This window comes from Psychrobacillus sp. FJAT-21963, from assembly GCF_001420585.1.
GTDB lineage: Bacteria > Bacillota > Bacilli > Bacillales_A > Planococcaceae > Psychrobacillus.
This window is the reverse complement of the sequence record NZ_LJIY01000001.1, coordinates 515,870-538,433: the sequence shown is the minus strand read 5'-3', so window position 1 is coordinate 538,433 and position 22,564 is coordinate 515,870. Positions and strand designations below refer to the sequence as shown.

Here is a 22,564-nt window from a genome sequence, read left to right as displayed (position 1 = left end):
CATTAATTAGTTCAGCGTAAACGCTGATTAGGAGGAATAAAATAAATGGCTATAACCACCATGGCAATGAAGCGTATTTCATATAAAAATATAGCATCACCAAAAGGATTTAAAGCGACTGGCATTCACTGCGGCCTTAAGCATAAGAAAAAAGACCTTGCTCTGCTAGTCAGCGAGGTCCCAGCAAGCGTTGCGGGTGTATTCACGACGAATGCTATTAAAGCGGCGCCACTACTTGTTACAAAAGATGTGGTGTACCAGACAGGTAAAATGCAAGCAATCATCGTCAATGCCGGTAATGCCAACGCATGCACAGGCAAGCAAGGAATGGCAGATGCCTATACAATGCAAAAACTAACTGCCGAAAAGCTAGGGATCGATCTGAATCTAGTTGGTGTTGCATCAACAGGTGTCATCGGAGAATTGATGAAAATGGATCCGGTAACAGAAGGAATCAAACAATTGGATCCAGTAGATGAGTTAGAAGGGGCAATGTCCTTCTCTCAAGCAATCATGACGACAGACACCGTTACGAAAAACACTTCCTATCAAACAATGATTGATGGAAAAGAAGTGATTATCGCTGGAACTGCAAAAGGCTCTGGCATGATTGAACCAAACATGGCGACGATGCTTGGTTTCATTACAACGGATGCAAACATTGAATCCGAACATTTGCAATCAGCACTAAAATCGATTACTGACGTGACGTTCAATGCTATTACTGTCGATGGCGATACTTCAACTAATGACATGGTAATTGTCATGGCAAATGGAATGGCAGAAAACGAAACGCTTACTCCAGAACATCCTGATTGGGAAAACTTCGTGCAAACCTTACACATCGTGTCCCAAGAATTGGCGAAAATGATTGCAAAAGATGGAGAAGGTGCAACAAAACTGATTGAAGTAGAAGTAAAGGGAGCAATTACTGATGCAGAAGCTCGCAAAATAGCTAAAACAGTTGTCGGTTCGCCACTTGTGAAAACAGCTGTGTTCGGAAACGACGCGAACTGGGGACGAATAATCGCAGCAGTTGGCTATAGTGGAGCTACCCTGGATCCTAACGCAATCACGATTCATATTGGGACTTCAAAAGTTGTAGAAAACGGTGAACCTGTCGCATTCTCAGAGGATGACTTGATCGTCTATTTAAAACAACCAGAAGTAAAAATCTTCGTAGATATACATCAAGGCGATGGCCAAGGAACTGCATGGGGGTGCGATTTGACATATGACTACGTCCAAATCAACGCAACCTATCGCTCCTAAACGCATCGTCATCAAACTTGGTGGAAGCATGCTGGAGGGGTTAAATGAAAACTTCTTCACCAATTTCAAAAAACTCCAAGCTGCTGGCAATGAGATAATCATCGTCCACGGCGGAGGTCCTGCAATTAATAAAGAACTCGCAAAAAATAATATAACGTCAACCTCTATAAACGGCATTCGAGTCACATCTGAAGAAGCAATCGGTATCGTCCAGTCGACCCTAGTAGGTCAAGTCAATCCAACACTTGTTCAACAGTTGAATAAAAGCGGGATTGTAGCAATTGGCTTAAGCGGATATGATGGCAATTTATTAGAATGTACGTTATTAGACAAAGAAATTTACGGCTTTGTCGGAGAAATAAATAAAGTAAACTGCTCAATGCTAGAAATACTACTAGCAAACAGCATCACACCAGTTATCTCGAGCATAAGCTGCACTGAGACTGGCACACCACTCAATATTAATGCTGATACAGTAGCAAATAAAGTAGCGCTCGCAATAAAAGCGGAAAGCCTGCAGCTCGTAACAGATACACCTGGCATTAAAATTGAAGGGGAAGTGCAACAAGTTGTAACTTCCTTTGCAATTGCGGAATGGATCACAACGGGAGAAATCTACGGAGGAATGATTCCGAAAGTGACTGCTGCACTCGATTGTTTAGCCGCAGGTATTCCTTCCGTTCAAATTGTCGGGGAGCAACTAGAAGGAACGACCATTTTACATCAGGAGGTACTCGTGTGAGTTCTTTATTTCAAAATTACGCGCGTCGACCAGTTCACTTAGTGCAAGGGAAAGGGACGCTTATTGTAGATGATACAGGGAAAGAGTATCTCGATTTTACTAGTGGCATCGCAGTGCTAAGCCTCGGTCATGCACACCCGGCGATTGTTGAAGCAATTCAACAACAAAGTGAAAAACTATGGCATACTTCGAATTTATTCGAAAGTCCTGGACAGGAACAGCTAGCTGCAACCTTAGTAAAAGATACGCATTTAGCACACGCATTTTTCTGTAACAGTGGAGCCGAAGCGAATGAAGCGGCAATCAAGCTAGCTCGCAAACATACTGGAAAACACGTTATCATCACATTTGAAAAATCTTTCCATGGACGTACATTTGGTGCAATGTCCGCTACTGGCCAAGACAAAGTTCGAAATGGATTCGGACCTTTGCTGGATACTTTCCGAACAGTACCGTTCAATGACATCGAGCAACTGGAGTCGGCTATCGACGAAAAAGTAGCGGCAATCATGCTTGAAGTGATCCAAGGGGAGGGTGGAGTTAACCAAGTAACGCCTGAATTCGCTCAAGTAATCGCTGACATTTGCAAATCCAAAGGAATATTATTAATAATCGACGAAGTGCAAACAGGCATCGGCCGCACAGGAACTCGCTATGCTTATGAGCATACTGTACTCAAACCTGACATTATGACGTTAGCAAAAGGACTCGGAGGAGGCTTTCCGATCGGAGTAATGCTCGGAACGAGTGCTTTACATGACTCTTTTGGCCCTGGAACACATGGTACAACATTCGGCGGCAACCCATTAGCAGTAGCAGTGGCACAAACAGTGCTAGACAATGTTTTTACTACAAAATTTTTAGATGAAGTCAATGAAAAATCTAACTACTTTTTGGATAAACTAAAAGAAGCACTACCTCAATACCCGATTGTGGGCTCGGGATTATTGCTCGGTATCGTTTGCAAAGAGGAAGCAGCACCGTATATAGCGCAAGCTGAAGAAGCCGGACTACTTCTAGTTGCAGCAGGACCAAACGTGATTCGACTCCTACCACCACTTACCGTTTCATTGGAAGAAATTGACCAAGCGGTAACTATACTTTCTTCTATCTTAAAATAATACACCTTGAATTAAAGCGCTCTGCGAACCGCTATTCACAAATTTGGACCTGCCTATTTGGCAGGACCTTTCAGACTGTTGACAAACGCTTTCATTCTTCGTTGCTTGTACATCGTTGTAAGCTCATGAACTAAAGTTCTATTCGCTTCCGCCTCGTACTGCGCGCCTCGACTGACAAGCGTTTTCAAGTCAGTCTGAAGTACCACCTTCGAAATTTGAATTATCTACAATCTGCAAAGACCTGCCTATTTGGAAGGTCCTTTAATTTACCTAAAATATGGTTGAACGAGACAAACTAAGCCGTGAACAAGACAAACTCCACATTGAACGCGACAAACACCCCCGCGAACACGACAAACCTATTGATTCAACAAATTTCTATGGTACACTTTAGGAAATTAGCACCAAATCTTATTCACTACTACTTTTGAAACGGGGTAAACTAATGCTAACTTGGAATAGAGAAATTATCATCCCTGCACCAATCGAAACTGTATGGAATCTCTTTCAGCTAGAAAACATCCAGAGAATTATGCCAAATATAGTGGAACATAAACCTTTAGAAATAAAAGAAGGAGTTGTAGGTTCTACCTATGAGCAAACCTATAGAGAAGGAAAAAGAACTGAAACTTACATCGTTACGGATTTAGAGCATGAAAACACGGACCAAAGAAAACACAATAAAATTGAATTTACACTTGCGAAAACCTTTAAAATTCAAGCGGCGTATACACTCATCAAGCTGGATGAGCAATCCACAAGGTTTATTTATACAGGGCAAAATGAAGGAATTAACCTCATGGGGAAAGTGTTTATTAAATTAGGTCCGAAGAAAAGCAATGATAAAGTAGTAGACGGATTCGTGGAATTGGTTCGTACAGAAGCATTGAAAGATTTATAAACTAGGAGGATTTTCATGTCTATTGACTGGAGCAATTTAAACTATGTAGCTATCATTATAGGCGGACTTTTATATATGATCTATGGAACAATCTATTATTCTATTTTATTAGGAAATAAGAAAGAGCAACAAACAGAAGGCCCGTTAAAATACATTTATTCTGTCATCATTGCATTCATCAGTTCTATTTTAATGGCGATTCTTATAAACGGAACCGGTGCAGAAACGTTACTTCAAGGAGCAATCATCGGCTTCATCATTGGAGTTATCATAAAAATGGTATATGTGAAAAATGCATTGTTTGGTTTAATTTCGAAAAAATCAACACTTATAGCAATTTGCGATCACCTTGTTATCTTTACATTACTAGGCGCTTTACATGGTTGGTTGGCATAAATATCAAAAAGCTCTTTGATTCAATCAGAGAGCTTTTTTCTAACAAAAAAAGCCCCCGCCTAAGCGAGTGGCCTCCCATCCAGCTTTAAAAACTATGCGTCATCGCCCAAATAGCCACGGCATTCTCATCCCCAACATTCGTAAACCTGTGCGGCAGCGAGCTGTCAAAATAAATACTATCACCCTCGTGAATCGTATGTATCTCACCTTCTACCTCAATACGTAAACTTCCAGCCAGCATAATTCCACATTCTTCGCCTGAATGATACAAAAGTGGAGTTTCTAAATCTTCTCCAGGCTCCACAATCATCTTGAAAAAGCTCATCTGCTTACCAGAGCTTGGCGACAACAGTTCATAGCTCACATTGGGGCGTACACGTTTAATGTTCTTCGCTTCTCCTGCACGGGAAATCGTCACGGCGTTTGTTTCCTCTGTTTCGAAAAAAGAAAATACCGGTACTTTCAAGCTATGACCCAATTTCCAAAGGGTCTCAAGCGATGGGGACACCTGTCCACGCTCTATTTGAGAAATCATGCTTTGACTTACTCCGGCAAGTTTCGCAAGCTCGTCCGATGTGAGTCCTTGCAATCTCCGTAAATATCTAATTCGTTTACCAACTTCTCCTTTTGGAAATTCCAAAAAAACACCCCTTTGAATAAATATTCAATTAGCAGAATAATTAAACATACTAATCTATTTTGTAATAAAACACCTACAAACCTAATAAACTCTTAATATGAAGAATATATATACTCTATTTTGCATCTTTCTTCCAATAGATGCAATAATAAAAATATTATACCAAATTATTTTTTATGTAGACATGTGAATATTAATAACTTATACTTTTAATAATTCAGTAGCTTAATAGGGGATCTGAAGAAAATATAAATGGGGGTAAAGGTTATGAAAAAATGGTTAGCAGCACTACTTATGATTACCGTTTTAATTATCGCGGGATGTAGTAATGATTCTGGAGGCGGAGTTTCAACAGAAAATTCGACAATTCAAAAGGCATTAAAAGACAAAAAATTAATTATTGGGATGTCACCAGGATATTTCCCGTTCGATATGAAAGATCCGAATGGAGACTTCGTTGGGTATGACGTAGATACTGCGAACGCACTTGGAGCTGCACTTGGAAAAGATATTAAAGTAGAATACAAACAATTTACATTTGATGGTTTAATTCCTGCACTTCAAGCAGGAGAAGTGGACATGGTTTTCGCTGGTATGACGATTCGTGGAGACCGCGCACTAGCAGTCAGCTTTTCAGACCCATACTTCCAAACTGGTCAAGCAGTTATGCTTCCTACATCGGATACAGCAACAAAAACTTGGCAAGAGCTTGATGTAAAAGGAAAAAAAATTGCTGTAGGGATCGGAACAACTGGGGCACTACTTGCGAAAGATGTATTTAAAAACGCGGAAGTGTTAGATTTCGAAGAATTCCCATCTGCAGCAGCAGCAATGGCACAAGGTAAAGCAGATGCAGTAGTATATGATGAGCCTGCTATTGCGGTTTGGAAATTACAAAATGGAGACCAAGTTCGTCAACTAGAAGGTTTAATCTCATCTGAGAACTTAGGGATTGCACTGAAGAAAAATGATTTTGAAACTGTTCAATGGGTGAACTCTTTCTTAAACAGTTACATTGGAAGTCCTGCAGAACTAGCTTCTCGTAATAAATGGTTTGAAACGTCTGACTGGTTAAGTGAAGTTGTAGACGAATAGAACACTCTAGCAGCTTAGGGGAGGGACAGCTATGATATACGACTGGAGTGTTATACCGCGCAATATGGATATCTTTATTGACGGTGCACTAAAAACATTAGAAATTTCCTTACTAGCAATTCTTATAGCGATACCAATAGGTATATTATTTGGATTGGGACGTATCTCAAAAAATAAAATTATACAATTGATTTCTTCTATATATGTAGAAATTATTCGTGGTGTCCCACTGCTTGTATTACTTATGTGGATTTACTTCGTACTCGGACAATACTATAAGCTTGGTTCATATTGGGGAGCGATCATCGGACTTGCAATATTTGCAGGTGCATTTATTGCCGAAATCGTACGCTCTGGGATTCAAGGTGTTCCAAGAGGACAGATGGAAGCAGCGCGTTCTCTTGGTATGTCCCATACGAAGGCAATGACCCATATTATTTTGCCGCAAGCATTTAGAAGAGTATTACCACCGCTTGCATCACAATTTATTATGCTAATTAAAGACTCATCTCTTGTATCCGTAATTGCGGCAACAGACTTAACGCTTAACGCGAAAAACTTAGTAGCGACATCTTTCCGTTCTATTGAAGTGTGGACATTTGTTGCACTAATCTATTTCATCATGACATTCAGCTTATCATTAATCATTCGATATTTCGAAAAACGATTACTGAAGAGTGAAGCATAACGGTAGGGAGGGTGTATCATCATGATATCAATCAAAAATGTCAATAAAAGCTTCGGCGATCACCACGTCCTAACCGACGTCTCGCTCGAAGTACCAAAATCGAATGTAGTCGCACTTATTGGACCAAGTGGAGCGGGGAAGTCTACACTAATCCGTACCATAAATGCTCTAGAGCCAATCGACGATGGAGAAATCACGGTCGATGGTGTATCCATTCACAGTAAAAAAACGGATATTAACGCAGCTCGAACGAACATCGGGTTCGTGTTCCAAAGTTTTAACCTTTTTCCGTTTTTAACTGCATTAGAAAACGTAACAATGGCACCACTTAAAGTAAAAGGAATGAGCAAAGAAGCTGCCGAAGCGAGAGGTAAAGAACTACTCACATCTCTTGGTCTTGCAGATAAATTCGATGCCTACCCTAGCAGGCTTTCAGGTGGTCAGCAACAGCGTGTAGCTATCGCACGCGCTCTAGCAATGGATCCACATGTCATGCTATTTGACGAACCTACATCTGCACTCGACCCAGAAATGGTAACTGAAGTGCTCGATGCCATTCGAAAACTAGCGAAAGACGGTATGACCATGGTAGTTGTAACGCACGAAATGGGCTTTGCTAAAGAAATTTGCGATGAAATCGTCTTCATGGCTGATGGCAAAATCGTCGAACGTGCAGCTCCTTCCAAATTCTTTACCAATCCGGATACGCAACGTGCCCAGGATTTCCTATCAAAAGTCCTAAACCACTAGAAATTTCTAGTGGTTTTTTCTTTTTCTCTACTTTCAGTTTCTTTACAAATCTATTTCGAAAGCGTTTTCAAAAGGAATATTCTTCATTTTTCATATTACAGCAGTGTTAAAAAGGCGTGGGGGTCGTAATATAGATGTAATATAATTAATGGCAGATTTATGACTCTGAAATCTTTTTACCTACATTAAAATAAAAAAATATATGAAAGTGTGAAAAATAAACTAGAACTAGAAGGTTAAGTGTGTTCCAGTATTTTTCAATTTTAATAGATCTGGATAGGAGAATAACCGCTGAAAACAAAAAAGGGGTTTTGGCCAAAAGACCAAAACCCTAATAAAATAAGAAAAGAAGCATCCGATGTTCAGATGCTTCTTTTCTTGAGCGATAAAACGAAGGAAGTAGAAGGCTGCACACTAATGAATGTACAAACAAGTTTACGGCGTTACACATCTATAAGTAACCTTCTATACTGTAAATCATAACACATAATTTTAAAAATGCACGCATTANTATAAAAGTAATTTTGAAAGAAATCTTTAAAAATAAAAATAGTAAGAAATATTCATAAAAAAAAGCTAGCGTCTTTGGTAATGTTGCTGTAATATGGAATATGTAATGTTGTCCTTGGTGCTTTCATACAGTCATCCTTATAAAAAACTGGTAATCTTTGAAGATATTAGTTGATTTTAGCATATGAGTTTTGTATACTCATATATTAGTTAGGGTGACGATATTGGACGCGATCAAGCGACCGATGTTACACACTAAAAAAAATTGCAACACACAAGCGAAGGGAGATCACAAGTTTATGAAGAAAAAAGCTATCAAAATTGCAGCTTCAACTGCAGTAGCAGCTTCAGCATTCGTTGCAGCAGCGCCAGCACAACAAGCAGACGCAGCAACTAATGTAAACCAATTAGCAACAGACGCACAAAATGCAGGTACAGTATTAAAATGGGCTATCTCAGTAGAAGGTTCTGCTGATTTCGTAACACGTCCATACGATCAATACAACGCTGCTAAGAAAGCAATTGCAGCAGCAGAAGCTGCTGGTAAAAAACTTTCTACATCTGAAAAATTAAGCCTTGATGCAAAACTTGTTGATGCAAAATTACAAGTTAAACGTGCAGCAGCTTACATCGATGCAATCACTTCAAGTGAAAAAATTAAAGACTTAACATCTAAATTAGATGCTGCTATCGCTACTGGCGATATCGAAAAAGTTGAAGCTGCTTACCACACAGCAACTGCTGAATACCGTAAACAAGCTAAACTTTTAGACCGCGTATATGGTCAATCTACTCGTGACGAAATTCGTAATGCTGTTAAACCAGCACTTGAAAAATCAGTTGCTTCAGTTAAAAACGAAGTAACAGTTAATATGCTTGTAAAAGCAGCATTAGCGGACAATAAAGCAGGGAAAATTGCAGAAGCACATGCAAAAATTGCAGAAGCACAAGCAATTCTTGATGCTAACGTTCTTAAGTGGGAAACAACTTTAGCAGGATCATTAGATGATGCTAAAAAACAGTTGTCTCCAATTCCTGGTAATATCACTGTTACGGACGCAGCGTTCCATGGTGAAGTAGGTGGTACTTATGCAGTTGTAGCATCATTTAAAGACTCTAAAGGTGCTGCATATAATGGACCAGTCGAAATTAATTTTGACTATACTGATGCGACAAGCGCATCAGGGTACGAGTTCGTAACTGTAAACGGTGTAGCTGCTTCAAGTACAAGTGTAAATACAGTATATCCTGTAAATGGTCAATTAGTATTAACAGTTAAAGCTGCTTCTAAAATTGCAGGCGGAGTAGTTACATTCGATACTAAACCAAATGGTACAGATATTGTAGATTCTACAACATCAGGTTCATTAAATTTCTATAATAAAGTAACTGAATCTACACCACTTGATTTAAATAGTGGAAAAGTAAAATACGTAGATGTAGCTAATAACTATTTTGTAACTACAGATCTTAACAAATACGTTTTATCAGCAGCAGGAAGTGTATACCAAGATACAAACAATGCAATTATCACTTTAGATGCTTTTAAAGCTAAATTAACAAAAGATGACGTTGTAACTGGAACTTATAATCCAAGTGGATCGAATCTTAAATTAGCTATTGACTGGGCAACACAATCTGAGTTCAAATTGGACCAAAAACTTGCTACTGATACTACTGCATACCGTGTAGAAGGAAATGTAGTTACATTATCAGGTTCTGGTGAAGCTGGTAAATTAGTATCAATTTACAGCGGAACTACTGAAGCTGCAATTGCACAAGGGCAAGTTGCTTCTAATGGTAAGTGGAGTTTCACGGTGCCAGTAACAGCAGATGCAACTACATTCACAGCTTATCAAGCAGTTTCTGCAAATGAAGGTCCAAAACCTTATTCAGCAATCTCTACTGTTGCTGCTAATAAAACACTAGTTGTAACTCCTGGTAAATTTACTGTTGCTGCAGGAACTCTTGTAGGTTCAAGTGATAACTCTTTATCTGGAGATGTTGTTCCTTTTACTTCAACTAAAGACGTTTCAGTTGCAACGAAAGCTACAACTGTAATTGCTAATAATGCACAAATCACAGTATTAGATGGCGATTTAACTAGAGCTACTTATGTGAATGGTGTAAATGGTACGAAAATTGTAAAAACTAATAATGGATTTGATATTACATTTGGTGCGCCATCTTCAATTTCAGGTGGAGACAACAAATTAAATGGTTCATTAAACATTAGCTCTGTATCAGGTATTACAAATGCTTATAAACTAAATGTTAATGTTACTGGAGCAATCTCTGGTTATTAATCAATAGTTTAGAAAAGTAAAACTGTTTCCCAAAGTAACTTGGGGAACAGTTTTTTTAATTCAGAAGATTTTAGCTTTTCATATAACTTCATTACCAAAAGTATCTAATTATGATATAATTTTATGGATATGTCGTTTTATTAAGGGGAATTAAATAATGAATCAAATAAAGTTTGAAGTTAAAAGAAAGAATTATATGAATTATATTCTATGCTTGTTTGTTTTAGTTATTGGCTCGACGTTGTTTTATTTGCAGAATCAAGCTACGAAGCAAAATGAGAAACTACTAAATGATACTGTTTTATATAGAGAGGCTGATCTTCAATTACAAGAAGGTGATATTGATAGTGCATTATTAACACTAGAAGAACTGAACAAAAGATACGCAGCCGATTATAATGTGGTACATAGACTTGGGTATTCTTACATGAACAAGCAACAGTTTAGCAAAGCCCTAATTATGTATACAAAAGCCTTGGACTTGAATCCATATTTAGTAGAAAATAAGAATTTTATGTATGAATTCGCTACTGTACTTACGAGTAACAAGCAATATGACAATGCTATCATTGTTATTGAACGTATATTAACGTTGGAAATAGATGAGGCTTTTAGAAATACTGTAACAGAACTTAAGGATTCCATAAGTAGCATGAAAGGATCGACATCATGAGTAGATTAAAAGTTAGAAGTATGAAAATAGCAAGAGATGAAAAAGAAGATATGATATCGATTAAATATGTTGATCGAATAATATTTTGGTTGTTTTTAGGTGCTTTAACTTTAGTTCCGTTAGTTATAGGTGCAAAAGCAAATTTATTTGTTAGTCCTTTAGTATCAGGAACTGGTATCACTAGCTCTGGCTACCAATTAGACTTTTTTACTTATTTTAAATTTGTATTCTTAATTATTTTTACAGTGTCCTCTCTAGTGTTATTTCTTTACAAAACCTTATTTCTAAATTATGAAATAAAAATGAAAATAGTATCATTTTCTTTACTTGCTTTTATAGTGGCACTGACGCTATCTGTACTATTTGCAGAATATAAATCAATTGCACTCTGGGGTTTGTATGATCGCTACGACGGGGCTTTAACATTTATATGCTATGCCATATTAATGTTTATAGCATTACATATAACTTATCCAAAAAATGCTTTAAATAAATTGGTTTACACTCTCTATCCTTTTGTGTGGATAAATGTAATCATCTCTTTATTGAATTTGTATGGAGTAAATATCCTTCAAAATGCTACTTTCCATAATTTGTTTACATTGTTTCTAATAGACGAAATGACTATTAGTGAAGGCTCAGTACTAACTGGAACATTGAATCAATGGAACTACATGAGTGGTTACTCAGCTGTAATGGCAATAATCTTTTTAACAATAGCCGTATTTAATGGAACAGTGAAATCTAGAGTGTTGAATCTATTAACTGCAATTGCTGCATTTTCTACGATTCTCTCATCGATTTCAACTAGTGGCTTTATAAGTTTGTTAATAATGATAGTATTTTTAATAGTTTTAATTCTGATTAAGGAAAATAAGAAGAAATCAATTATGTGGTTTGCCGGATTTATAGTTATTGCATTTGTTTCTACTGGGATATTATCCAAACACAATCCACAAGTTTGGACAGAGTCATTTGGATTTATTACAGGAACCAATCCTTTTGTTCAAGTAGAGGGAGTGCTACAACAGTCGATTTTTGAAACTAGTAAAGCTTCTGCGGCTGACTCGGAATTGAATTTACCAAATTTACCGGAAAGAACTTTATCTGGAGGATCAGGACGTGTATATATTTGGAATAATATGGTGCCTCTAATTAAAGAAAAACCTTTGTTCGGATATGGACTTGATACACTTACATACTATTTCCCTCAGAATGATATTAATAAAAGAAATGGATTTATGGAAGAAAATGTAATAATTGATAAACCACATAACCTATATATTGGGATTTTATACGGGACTGGCTTCTTTGGATTCTTAAGCTTATTGAGTATTTTAATTAATTATACAGTTAAACTAGGTAAATTAGTTTTTAAGGAAAGACTATCGCCTATTATTATAGCTTTTGTATTGGGATGGGGAGCATTTCTCATTCAAGCAGTTTTCAATGATTCTGTAATAGGAGCAACAATTGTTCCGTTACTTGCTACTACAATTGTCTACGCAATAACAAATAGAAGAGTTGAAGAGGAGACATCATGAAAGAAGAAACGATTGATTTAAGAGAACTAGTTGAGATTATCTGGAAAGGTAAAAATATTATCATAATTTCAATAATAACTGCTATGCTAATAGCTTTTATATTAAGTTTTTTTGTTTTAGAAAAAAAGTACGAATCCACTTCAACCGTTCAAATTACATCAAATAGTGCTGCCGAGGGAATTGTAAAACAATACATAGATAGTGAGTTTACAAACCTAGTTTTTGCAGAGCGTATTAAAAGTCAGGCATTCATCGATCAGTTATTTAATAAGACTTCTAGAGAAGTAAGTAGTACTGATTTAAATGTGAATATAGATGCTGCAACATCAATGGTTACCCTAACATATAAGAGTGAAGAACAAAAAAAATCTAGTGAAGTACTATCTACATTAATTGAAAAACAAAAGTCTGCTATGTCAGAATCACTAAAAAATGAGTTTACATTACTTGCGGATGCATATACAAAAGAAAGTGACAAACTATCCGAAGAGATTAGGGATTTAATTAAAATATATAACACAACTGTTAAAGAAAATAAATTGCCAGAAATATTAATATTACAAACAATGGTATCAAATGAGCTTATTGTAAGTATATCTGATGAACAATCCTCAGCTCTTACAAACATAGATGGGGAAATACAAAATGAACTAATGCAATTACAAGCAAGAATTGAATCAAAGTCAGAGGAATATAGAAAAGTATTAGATCAATATCAATCCGTGTTGACTAATATTGAAAGTTTTAGAGCAGATCCGTTAATTAAAACAATTATTGAACCAACAATTCCAGAAGGACCAAGCTCACCAAATACATTTTTAAACATTGCTATAGGTTTAGTTCTAGGAATAATGATAGGTTTGGGAATAGTATTTATAAGAAAGTATTGGCAAGAAATAAGTCCGAGTAATAATTAAAGAGAGGAGTGAAAGTAATGGAATATAAATTAAGAATAGTTACATTTATAATATTAGATTCATTCATTGTAATAACGGCTATTTTCTTTAGTTATTTTCTATTACATCCGACATTAACTGTCTACTCGCTACCTACTCTTATTCTTAGTGCAATTACGTTACTTATTTCGCATCATATAGCAGCCTACTATTTTCATTTATATGATCGAATATGGAGTGTCGCATCGGTAAGTGAGTTATTAACGATTGTGTATTCTGTAACAATCTCTGTCGGTACAGCAAGTCTAATGCAATTTGCAGTACAAAAAGACGTATATTTCAGAGTAATGGCAGTTACTTGGATGATTCATATCATAGTAATTGGTGGGTCTAGATTTGCATTAAGAGTACTAAGTGAACGAAAAATACAAAGTTCACACCAACAAAAATTTCGAGCACTCATTGTTGGTGCAGGGCAAGCAGGAACCGTATTAGCAAAACAGATGCGTCAATCTGTGAACTCAGATTTAATTCCAGTGGCATTTGTTGATGATGATTCAAATAAGCAAAAATTAAAAATGCTGGATATCCCAGTTAAGGGCGGAATAGAAGACATTCCAAAAATAGTAGAGTCGCATGCAATTGATCACATAATCATTGCTATCCCGTCTCTAACTAAAAAAGATATACAAGGAATTTTTGAACATTGCTCTAAAACAACTGCTAATGTAAGAATAATGCCAAGTATTGAAGCAGTAATGACAGGCAAACTTACTGTTAGTGAAATGAGAGAAGTGAAAATTGAAGATTTACTAGGGCGTGAGGAAATTGAATTGGATATGGAAGCTATTTCAGAAAAATTAACAGACAAAATTATTCTAGTTACAGGTGCAGGTGGATCGATAGGTTCTGAAATATGTAGACAAGTATTGAAATTTAAACCTAAGAAAATTCTATTATTAGGTCATGGTGAGAACTCCATTTATAAAATTGATATGGAGCTTTGTCAAAATGTTTCAGTTGAAACAGAATTTATTCCAATCATTGCAGATATACAAGATCGCAATCGAATTTTTGACATTGTTTCAGAATATAAACCAGATGTTATCTATCATGCTGCTGCACATAAACATGTACCATTGATGGAATATCATCCAATGGAAGCAGTTAAAAATAATATTTTTGGCACAAAGAATGTAGCAGAAGCTGCACATACATTTGGAGTAGGATATTTTGTTATGATTTCAACAGACAAGGCTGTTAATCCGCCAAATATAATGGGAGCAACAAAGCGTTTTGCTGAAATGATTGTACAAAACTTAGCTATAGAAAGTGAAACAAAATTTGCAGCTGTACGTTTTGGAAACGTACTTGGTTCACGGGGTTCTGTCATTCCTTTGTTTAAGAAACAAATTTCTCTAGGTGGTCCAGTTACAGTAACTGATCCAAGAATGACTCGTTATTTCATGACGATACCAGAGGCATCTAGACTTGTAATTCAAGCAGGAACTCTTGCAAATAATGGAGAAGTATTTGTACTCGATATGGGTGAACCTGTGAAAATTTTGGATTTAGCACGAAATGTAATTCGTTTATCGGGATATACAGAAGATGAAATAAAAATTGAAATTACTGGAATACGCCCTGGGGAAAAGCTATATGAAGAGTTACTTAATGAAAATGAATTACAAAATGTTAGTGTTTATCCGAAAATTCATGTAGGTAAAGCAAATCCAATTGGGAAAATGGAGATTGATTATATAATAGAGAAATTACTAGACTTAAAAGAAGAAGAACTTAAAGAGTTATTACTAAAACTGGCTAATAGAAAGAATGTGAATGTAAATAATAGGCTTACTATTGCCTAATATTTTTTAAGAATCGAGGTATAACTTTTCTAAGATGAATATCTTATTAATCACTTTAGCATATCCTGAAAATGAAGATCAGACGAACTTATATACGGATTTAATGTCCGAATTTAAAAAAAATGGACATGATGTTACGGTCATCTGCCAAAGAGAAAAGAGAAATAGTAAGCGGACCGAACTATTATCTCATCTTTCTATTCCAGTGTTAAGAGTTAAAACTGGAAATATCACTAAAACAAATATTTTTGAGAAGGGTATTAGTACACTCCGTTTAGAAAATCAATTTATTAATGCTATAAAGAGATATTTTTTAAATAAAAAATTTGATCTTATTTTATACTCTACGCCACCTATTACTTTTGAAAAGGTAATNTATTTTTTAAATAAAAAATTTGATCTTATTTTATACTCTACGCCACCTATTACTTTTGAAAAGGTAATTAAGTATTTTAAAAATACTCAAGGATCAGCATCATATTTGCTTTTAAAAGACATTTTCCCTCAAAATGCAGTTGACATAGGGCTGCTAAGAGTAAATAGTTACATTCATAAATTTTTTGTAAATAAAGAAAAAAGACTTTACCATATAAGCGATTATATCGGGTGTATGTCAGAAGGTAATAAACAGTTTCTTCTAAAGCATAATCCAGAAATTGATGTAAATAAAGTTGAAGTAAACCCTAACACAATAATACCTACAGAAATAAAAGTCACTAACAAAACTAATTTAATTAGAAATGAATATAACATTCCAAACGATGCACTTTTATTTATATATGGTGGAAATTTGGGTAAGCCTCAAGGGATTGAGTTTCTAATAGAATCGATTGATTTATTTAAAAATAGGCAAGACGTTTTCTTTTTAATAGTTGGATCTGGTACTGAATTTAATCAAATCAACCAGTATATAGAAAAAAATATGCCTACCAATATACGTTTAGAAAACTATATGCCTAAAAAACAATATGAAGAACTGGTTAGATCAGCGGACATTGGAATGATATATTTGGATAAGCGTTTTACTATTCCGAATATTCCTTCTAGATTAACTGCTTATATGGATAGTGCAAAGCCTGTAATTGCAGTAACCGATGTAAATACAGATTTGAAAGATATTATAAAGGAAGCTGAATGTGGATATTTCGTACGTGCTGGAGATTTAAATCAATTTAAGGATACCATTGAAAAAATTCTGGAGGATAGGGAAATTCTTCATATGTTAGGAAACAACGGACGAAAATATTTAGAAGAAAATTATCATGTTTCAAAGTCATACGAAATTATTATGAAACATTTTAAAAGATAGGAAGGTTTATATGTTTAAAGATAAAACTTTACTAATAACTGGAGGAACAGGTTCCTTTGGGAATGCGGTTATGGAACGTTTTTTACATACAGATATTAAGGAAATACGTATCTTTTCGAGAGATGAGAAGAAACAAGATGATATGCGTAAGCTTTATAATAATGAAAAATTAAAATTTTATATCGGTGACGTTAGAGATTTAGCGAGTGTAAGATATGCATTGAATGAAGTAGACTATGTATTTCATGGTGCTGCCTTAAAGCAAGTTCCTTCATGTGAATTTTTTCCAATGGAAGCAGTCAAGACTAATGTTATCGGGACAGAAAATGTATTGAATGCTTCCATAGAATATGGTGTAAAAAAAGTAATTTGTCTTTCAACGGATAAAGCTGCATACCCAATAAATGCGATGGGCATATCAAAAGCAATGATGGAGAAGGTATTTGTTGCCAAAGCAAAAACAGTATCTCCAGAAAAAACGCTTATTTGTGGAACAAGATATGGGAATGTAATGGCTTCACGTGGGTCCGTTATTCCACTATTTGTAGAACAAATTAAAAATGGAAAGCCACTTACAGTTACAGATCCAGATATGACTCGTTTTCTAATGAGTCTTGAAGAAGCAGTAGAACTTGTTGTGTTTGCATTTCAAAATGCAAATGCAGGAGACATTATGGTGCAAAAATCTCCGGCATCTACAATTGAAGATTTAGCGCAAGCTGTGAAAGAATTGTTCAATGCTGAAAATGAAATAAAGATAATAGGCACAAGACATGGAGAAAAACTTTTCGAAACTTTGCTGACAAGAGAAGAGCATGTCGTAGCAGAAGACTTGAAAGGATTTTATAGAGTTCCTGCTGATAATAGAGACCTAAATTATGAAAAATATTATGAAAAAGGTAACAAAAAACTTTCCTCAGAAGAAGAATATAATTCCCATAATACGTATCGACTTACAATTGAACAAATAAAAGATAAATTGTTGCAATTACCTTATATACAAAGTGAGTTGAAAGGATGGAACAGCTAGTGAGAATTCTTATTACAGGAGCAGCTGGTTTTGTAGGGAAGAATTTAGTAGCAGAGTTGAGAAATAGAGGATATAATAATTTGTTTTTATATACAAGGGAACAGTCTTTAGAAGACTTAGAGGAATTCACTAAGGAGTGTGATTTCGTGTTTCATTTAGCTGGTGTAAATAGGCCAAAAGCTGAAAGAGAGTTCATGGAAGGAAACTACGGTTTTACTTCTGAATTATTAGCCTTGTTAAAAAAACATAATAATAAATCCACTGTACTTATTACTTCCTCCATACAAGCTGAGTTGGACAATTCCTACGGCAGTAGTAAGAAAGTCGTAGAAGATTTACTTTTTGAATATCAAGAAGAAACAGGAGTCGATGTATTAGTATATAGACTACCGAATTTGTTTGGAAAGTGGAGTAAACCTAACTATAATACTGTAGTTGCTACATATTGCTATAATATTTCAAGAAATCTAGGTATCCAAGTAAATAATCCAGAAGCACAATTGATGCTCTGTTACATAGACGATGTACTAGAAGAGTTTATAAATGCACTTGAAGGAAATCCGAACAAAAAAGATATCTATTGTTCTATAGAAACGACACATACTATTAAATTAGAGGACTTAGCGAGCCTTATTAGAAGTTTTAAAGAATCTAGAACAAATTTAAGTATTCCAAATATGAATGATGTGCTAACAAAAAAATTATATAGCACATATTTAAGTTTTTTGCCACAAGATCAGTTTTCCTATAATTTAAAGATGAATGTAGATAATCGAGGGTCTTTTACAGAATTCATACGTACGGCTGATAGAGGCCAAGTTTCTGTGAATGTTTCTAAACCAGGTATTACAAAAGGTAATCATTGGCATCATACAAAAAATGAAAAATTCCTTGTAGTAAGTGGTCAAGGATTAATAAGATTTAGAAATGTAAACACAGAAGAAATTATCGAATATAAGGTAAGTGGTGAAAAGTTGGAGGTTGTAGATATACCTGTAGGATATACACATTCAATTGTAAACATAGGGGCTAACGACCTTGTAACTGTTATGTGGGTTAATGAATGCTTCAATCCCGAACAACCAGACACAAGATTTTTGGAGGTATAAACTGAATGAATAAATTGAAAGTAATGACAATTATTGGAACGAGACCTGAAATTATTAGGCTATCGGAAACAATAAAAGCATGTGATAGATATTTCAATCATGTTCTTGTTCATACCGGACAAAACTGGGACTATACATTAAACGAATTATTCTTTGAAGAGCTAGGACTTCGTAAACCAGATTACTATCTAAATGCGGTGGGAGATCATCTAGGGGAGACAATGGGGAATATTATTGCCAAGTCATTTGAAGTATTGGAGAAAGTGAAACCAGAAGCACTTCTAGTTCTCGGAGATACAAATAGCTGTATGTCAACCATTTCTGCTAAACGATTAAAAATTCCAATCTTCCATATGGAAGCTGGAAACCGTTGTTTCGATCAGAATGTACCAGAAGAGATCAATCGCAAAATTGTTGATCATATTTCTGATATTAACTTGCCTTATACTGAACATAGCAGACGTTATCTTTTATCGGAAGGAATTCGCAAGGAACATATTTTTGTAACAGGATCACCCATGACAGAAGTGTTGAATAAAAACATGAAAAGTATAACAAAAAGTAAGGTGCTTGAAGAGTTGAATCTTGAAAGGGGTAAATACATTCTAGTTTCAGCACATCGTGAAGAAAATATTGATAATGAGGAAAATTTCCTATCACTCATGAATGCAATCAATAATATCGCAGAAAAATATCAAGTACCTGTAATATATTCAACTCACCCGCGAAGTTGGAAGAAGATCGAGCAAAGAGGATTTACATTTCATCCACTTGTCCGTCAATTAAAACCGTTTGGATTCTTTGATTACAATCAGTTACAAATAAGTGCTTTTACAGTGCTTTCAGATAGTGGTACACTTTCTGAAGAATCAGCAATCCTTGGATTTCCTGGTGTTTTAATACGAACTTCTACTGAACGACCAGAAGTCCTGGATAAAGGAACAGTTGTAATTGGTGGAATTAAAGAGAAAGAAATCTTACAAGCTGTAGAATTGAGTAGAGCTATATGGGAAAATGAAGAAAAGACGTACCTACCAGTTGATTATCTAGATGAAAATGTGTCAGTGAAAGTTGTAAAGATTATTCAAAGCCATACAGAGATTATTAATAAGGTTGTCTGGAAGAAGGATTAAGTAAAATGAATATAATGGTAATTGATGTTCCGGCAGAGAGTGGCGGAGCACTCTCTGTCTTAAATGATTTTTATAAAGAAGTGGTTGAACATGACTCTAAAGATATTAATTGGATTTTTGTACTTAGCACACCAGCTTTAAAAGAAACAAAAAAAATAAAAATACTAAACTTTCCTTGGATAAAGAAAAGTTGGGGACATCGATTCTATTTCGATCAAGTTATCGCACCTAAACTTGTAAAAGAATACCGAATCGATAAGGTGTTTTCTTTGCAAAATGTAGTAATTCCGAGAGTTGTGTGTGAACAGGTCCTTTATGTACATCAATCTTTACCTTTTGTGGACTACAAGTTTTCTTTCAAAGAAAATAAACTTTTTTGGGTATATCAAAAGATTATTGGTAAAAACATAATTAAATCGATAAAAAAAGCAGAAAAAGTAATTGTACAAACAGAATGGATGAAGAAAGCTTGTATTGAAAAAACTCAAATTCAGGCCAGTAAAATTGAAGTTATCCCACCAATTATTAACGTAGAAATTGAAAGGTACTTTGAATCAAGTGAAAAATCCTTGTCTACATTTTTCTATCCTGCAAGTGGATTGTTATATAAAAATCATCAACTTATCTTGAATGCATGTAGAGACTTAAAAAGTCGAACGAATAAGCACTTTGAGATAATATTAACATTGACTGGTAATGAAAATCCATATGTAGAAGACTTGTATAGACAAGTACAAAGAGAACATCTACCAATTAGTTTTGAGGGTCCGAAAACAAGAAGAGAGGTGTTTGAGCTATATACCCAATCAATACTAATTTTTCCATCTTATATTGAGACCTTTGGGTTACCTATACTTGAAGTTAGATTACATAAGGGAATAATATTTGCAGCAAACACTAGTTTTGCAAAAGAGATACTTAAAGGCTACGAAAATGCGAAATTCTTTGAGGTGTTTGATTCAAAAGAGTTAAGCATATTAATGTATAAAATTCTTAATAATAAAGAAGTATATAGAAAATCTCCTGATATTCAAGAAAATCAAATTGAGATAAAGAAACAGTTAATTGACTTTTTAGTTGAAGATTAACGGATTCTAAGAAGTTACAGTATAAAAGTGAATATATAAAGCAGTTATAAAAAAGTAGGTACCGAAATGAAAATTTTATACTCTGTGAGTCTTTATAGGCTTGTTTGTTTCTGTATCTAGTATTAAAGGAATGCTATCACAAGTTGCGCACTAATCAGCTGATATTCGGAATTAAAAGATGTTGTAATGGATATTTATTATTTACATAAAGAGTAGTATTAAATGAGGAAAGTTACTTAAGTTATATAATTATTGTAAGTCTTTCAAGTGCTATTATTATTATTATTATTTCTATAAGGCAAAAGAAATATGCAATGGTTCAAATAAAATGCACTCCCCTATTATATTAAATTGGTTAATTTTGTATAGTATAATTTTGGAGGGAACTTTCTATTTAGATTATCTATGAATAATTGAATTAACTTTTACTAAAAACTGTATACAGTAATGGTGAGAATTTTTGATAATGTTTTGAACTTATACTAAGGTACCAAAAGTAAAGAAATTATGTATACTGGCACTATTCATCATAGAGAATAAGAATAGCAGGCAAGTAAAAAGAAATTTAGTTTATAACCAATATTTTAGTATAGTTTTTATTTGCTTATAGTCAGAACAATGTAGAAAATGAACAATATGTGAGATGTAAAATTAACAATAGAGCTAATAATATGTGTGTAGGAGATTGCTAATGTATTATCTTCTTTTTTTTATAGGGATTATTTTGTCGTTTGTTAAAGATCAAAAGCGAATAGTTTTAGTATTGTTTACACTACTTTTAGCTGTAGTTGCTTTTTTTAGGTATGGGGTAGGGGCTGACTATTTCAATTATGAATACTTATTTTATAGGTTGGACACATCCTTGTTAAACGAATATAGAAATGGAGTAGATTCTCAAGAGATAGGCTTTCGTTTAATTGGTTCATTTTTAAAAAGTATAGGTCTTTCGTATCAGCAGTATTTAATCTTATTTGCTATAATAAATTTGTATTTTGTTTCAAAAACATGTAAACATTACAGTGAGAATCCTGTATTATCAATGTTAGTCTATCTATGCTTTTACTATTTTGTATGGACTTTTAGCGGTCTTCGTCAAGGTATAGCTTTAGCGGTAGGTATTTATTATTTGTTAAGAACAATTGAAAATAACAAAAAAATTAAATTTTTTGTTATTGTTGTAGTATTATCGTTAATTCATTCTTCAGCTGTATTATTACTATTTCTTTACTTTATTTCAATGCTTAAGTTATCAAAAAAAAAGCTAATGTTGTTAGCTATTATTAGCATTATGTTTTCTGTTTTACCAGTAGGAAATTTGTTAATTAAAGTGTCATTTATTCCTTTTATTGATAAGTTAGTTCCTTACGTTAATACAGATATTACGATAACAAATATTTTTGATTTTCAAAGCATAGGAAGGTTGTTATTCCTTGTTATTATTTTTATTTATTATGATGCTTATTCTAGAAAAGATGATATCTCTAAAAAAATAC

General features: G+C 34.7%; 20 protein-coding genes. 19 read left to right on the top strand and 1 reads right to left on the bottom strand.

Features of this window, described 5'->3' with window-relative positions; translation table 11 throughout:
- Window positions 1-45: 45 nt before the first annotated feature.
- From argJ to AN959_RS02390, 5 genes are all read left to right on the top strand, one after another.
- Window positions 46-1,272, top strand: a complete 1,227-nt coding sequence (gene argJ / locus AN959_RS02410) for a bifunctional glutamate N-acetyltransferase/amino-acid acetyltransferase ArgJ (RefSeq protein WP_056827988.1) — start codon at window positions 46-48, stop codon at window positions 1,270-1,272.
- Window positions 1,235-2,014: an acetylglutamate kinase gene (argB, locus tag AN959_RS21625; protein WP_056827986.1), complete on the top strand. Its 780-nt coding sequence runs from the start codon at window positions 1,235-1,237 to the stop codon at window positions 2,012-2,014. Before argJ ends, argB begins: the two co-directional genes overlap by 38 nt.
- Entirely contained in the window at window positions 2,011-3,135 is a 1,125-nt protein-coding gene (locus AN959_RS02400) for an acetylornithine transaminase (RefSeq protein ID WP_056827985.1), read from the top strand. Before argB ends, AN959_RS02400 begins: the two co-directional genes overlap by 4 nt.
- 445 nt (window positions 3,136-3,580) lie before the next feature.
- Entirely contained in the window at window positions 3,581-4,036 is a 456-nt protein-coding gene (locus AN959_RS02395) for an SRPBCC family protein (RefSeq protein WP_056827983.1), read from the top strand.
- 15 nt (window positions 4,037-4,051) lie between these two features.
- Window positions 4,052-4,432, top strand: coding sequence for a DUF1761 domain-containing protein (locus AN959_RS02390; protein ID WP_056827981.1), 381 nt, complete (start codon window positions 4,052-4,054; stop codon window positions 4,430-4,432).
- Between the two features lie 85 nt (window positions 4,433-4,517).
- On the opposite strand, the gene AN959_RS02385 is transcribed toward AN959_RS02390, so the two are convergent.
- Window positions 4,518-5,072: a helix-turn-helix domain-containing protein gene (locus AN959_RS02385; protein WP_056827979.1), complete on the bottom strand. Its 555-nt coding sequence runs from the start codon at window positions 5,070-5,072 to the stop codon at window positions 4,518-4,520.
- 267 nt (window positions 5,073-5,339) lie between these two features.
- On the opposite strand from AN959_RS02385, the gene AN959_RS02380 reads away from it, so the two are divergent.
- The 14 genes from AN959_RS02380 to AN959_RS02315 form a co-directional block, all read left to right on the top strand.
- Window positions 5,340-6,167, top strand: a complete 828-nt coding sequence (locus tag AN959_RS02380; protein WP_053590474.1) for a transporter substrate-binding domain-containing protein — start codon at window positions 5,340-5,342, stop codon at window positions 6,165-6,167.
- A 31-nt stretch (window positions 6,168-6,198) separates the two neighbouring features.
- On the top strand, window positions 6,199-6,855 hold the full coding sequence (locus tag AN959_RS02375) for an amino acid ABC transporter permease (protein ID WP_056827977.1): 657 nt from the start codon (window positions 6,199-6,201) through the stop codon (window positions 6,853-6,855).
- A 21-nt stretch (window positions 6,856-6,876) separates the two neighbouring features.
- A complete protein-coding gene (locus AN959_RS02370; protein WP_053590472.1) occupies window positions 6,877-7,605 on the top strand; it encodes an amino acid ABC transporter ATP-binding protein in 729 nt (242 codons plus the stop codon).
- Between the two features lie 809 nt (window positions 7,606-8,414).
- The gene (locus AN959_RS02365; protein ID WP_056827975.1) at window positions 8,415-10,421 is read left to right on the top strand and encodes a hypothetical protein; all 2,007 of its coding nucleotides are present in this window, start codon (window positions 8,415-8,417) and stop codon (window positions 10,419-10,421) included.
- Window positions 10,422-10,578: 157 nt separating this feature from the next.
- A complete protein-coding gene (locus AN959_RS02360) occupies window positions 10,579-11,094 on the top strand; it encodes a M48 family metallopeptidase (RefSeq protein ID WP_056827974.1) in 516 nt (171 codons plus the stop codon).
- Window positions 11,091-12,638 (top strand): O-antigen ligase, encoded by a 1,548-nt coding sequence (locus AN959_RS02355; RefSeq protein ID WP_056827971.1) that lies wholly within the window; start codon window positions 11,091-11,093, stop codon window positions 12,636-12,638. The genes AN959_RS02360 and AN959_RS02355 overlap by 4 nt, the downstream gene beginning before the upstream one ends.
- Complete coding sequence (locus AN959_RS02350; RefSeq protein ID WP_056827969.1) at window positions 12,635-13,555, top strand: Wzz/FepE/Etk N-terminal domain-containing protein; 921 nt, start codon at window positions 12,635-12,637, stop codon at window positions 13,553-13,555. The genes AN959_RS02355 and AN959_RS02350 overlap by 4 nt, the downstream gene beginning before the upstream one ends.
- A 17-nt stretch (window positions 13,556-13,572) precedes the next feature.
- Window positions 13,573-15,402 carry a nucleoside-diphosphate sugar epimerase/dehydratase gene (locus tag AN959_RS02345; protein ID WP_056827967.1) on the top strand — a complete coding sequence of 610 codons (1,830 nt, stop codon included), beginning with the start codon at window positions 13,573-13,575 and terminating at the stop codon, window positions 15,400-15,402.
- Between the two features lie 376 nt (window positions 15,403-15,778).
- On the top strand, window positions 15,779-16,711 hold a 933-nt coding region (locus AN959_RS02340; RefSeq protein ID WP_253278855.1), incomplete at its 5' end, for a glycosyltransferase family 4 protein.
- Between the two features lie 10 nt (window positions 16,712-16,721).
- A complete protein-coding gene (locus tag AN959_RS02335) occupies window positions 16,722-17,741 on the top strand; it encodes a polysaccharide biosynthesis protein (RefSeq protein WP_056827962.1) in 1,020 nt (339 codons plus the stop codon).
- Complete coding sequence (locus AN959_RS02330; RefSeq protein ID WP_056827960.1) at window positions 17,741-18,850, top strand: capsular polysaccharide biosynthesis protein CapF; 1,110 nt, start codon at window positions 17,741-17,743, stop codon at window positions 18,848-18,850. Before AN959_RS02335 ends, AN959_RS02330 begins: the two co-directional genes overlap by 1 nt.
- A gap of 5 nt (window positions 18,851-18,855) precedes the next feature.
- Entirely contained in the window at window positions 18,856-19,983 is a 1,128-nt protein-coding gene (gene wecB, locus AN959_RS02325; protein ID WP_056827958.1) for a non-hydrolyzing UDP-N-acetylglucosamine 2-epimerase, read from the top strand.
- A 5-nt stretch (window positions 19,984-19,988) separates the two neighbouring features.
- Window positions 19,989-21,071, top strand: a complete 1,083-nt coding sequence (locus tag AN959_RS02320) for a glycosyltransferase (RefSeq protein ID WP_056827956.1) — start codon at window positions 19,989-19,991, stop codon at window positions 21,069-21,071.
- A 691-nt stretch (window positions 21,072-21,762) separates the two neighbouring features.
- Window positions 21,763-22,564, top strand: an 802-nt coding sequence (locus AN959_RS02315) for an EpsG family protein (protein WP_056827954.1), incomplete at its 3' end; no start/stop codon positions are given.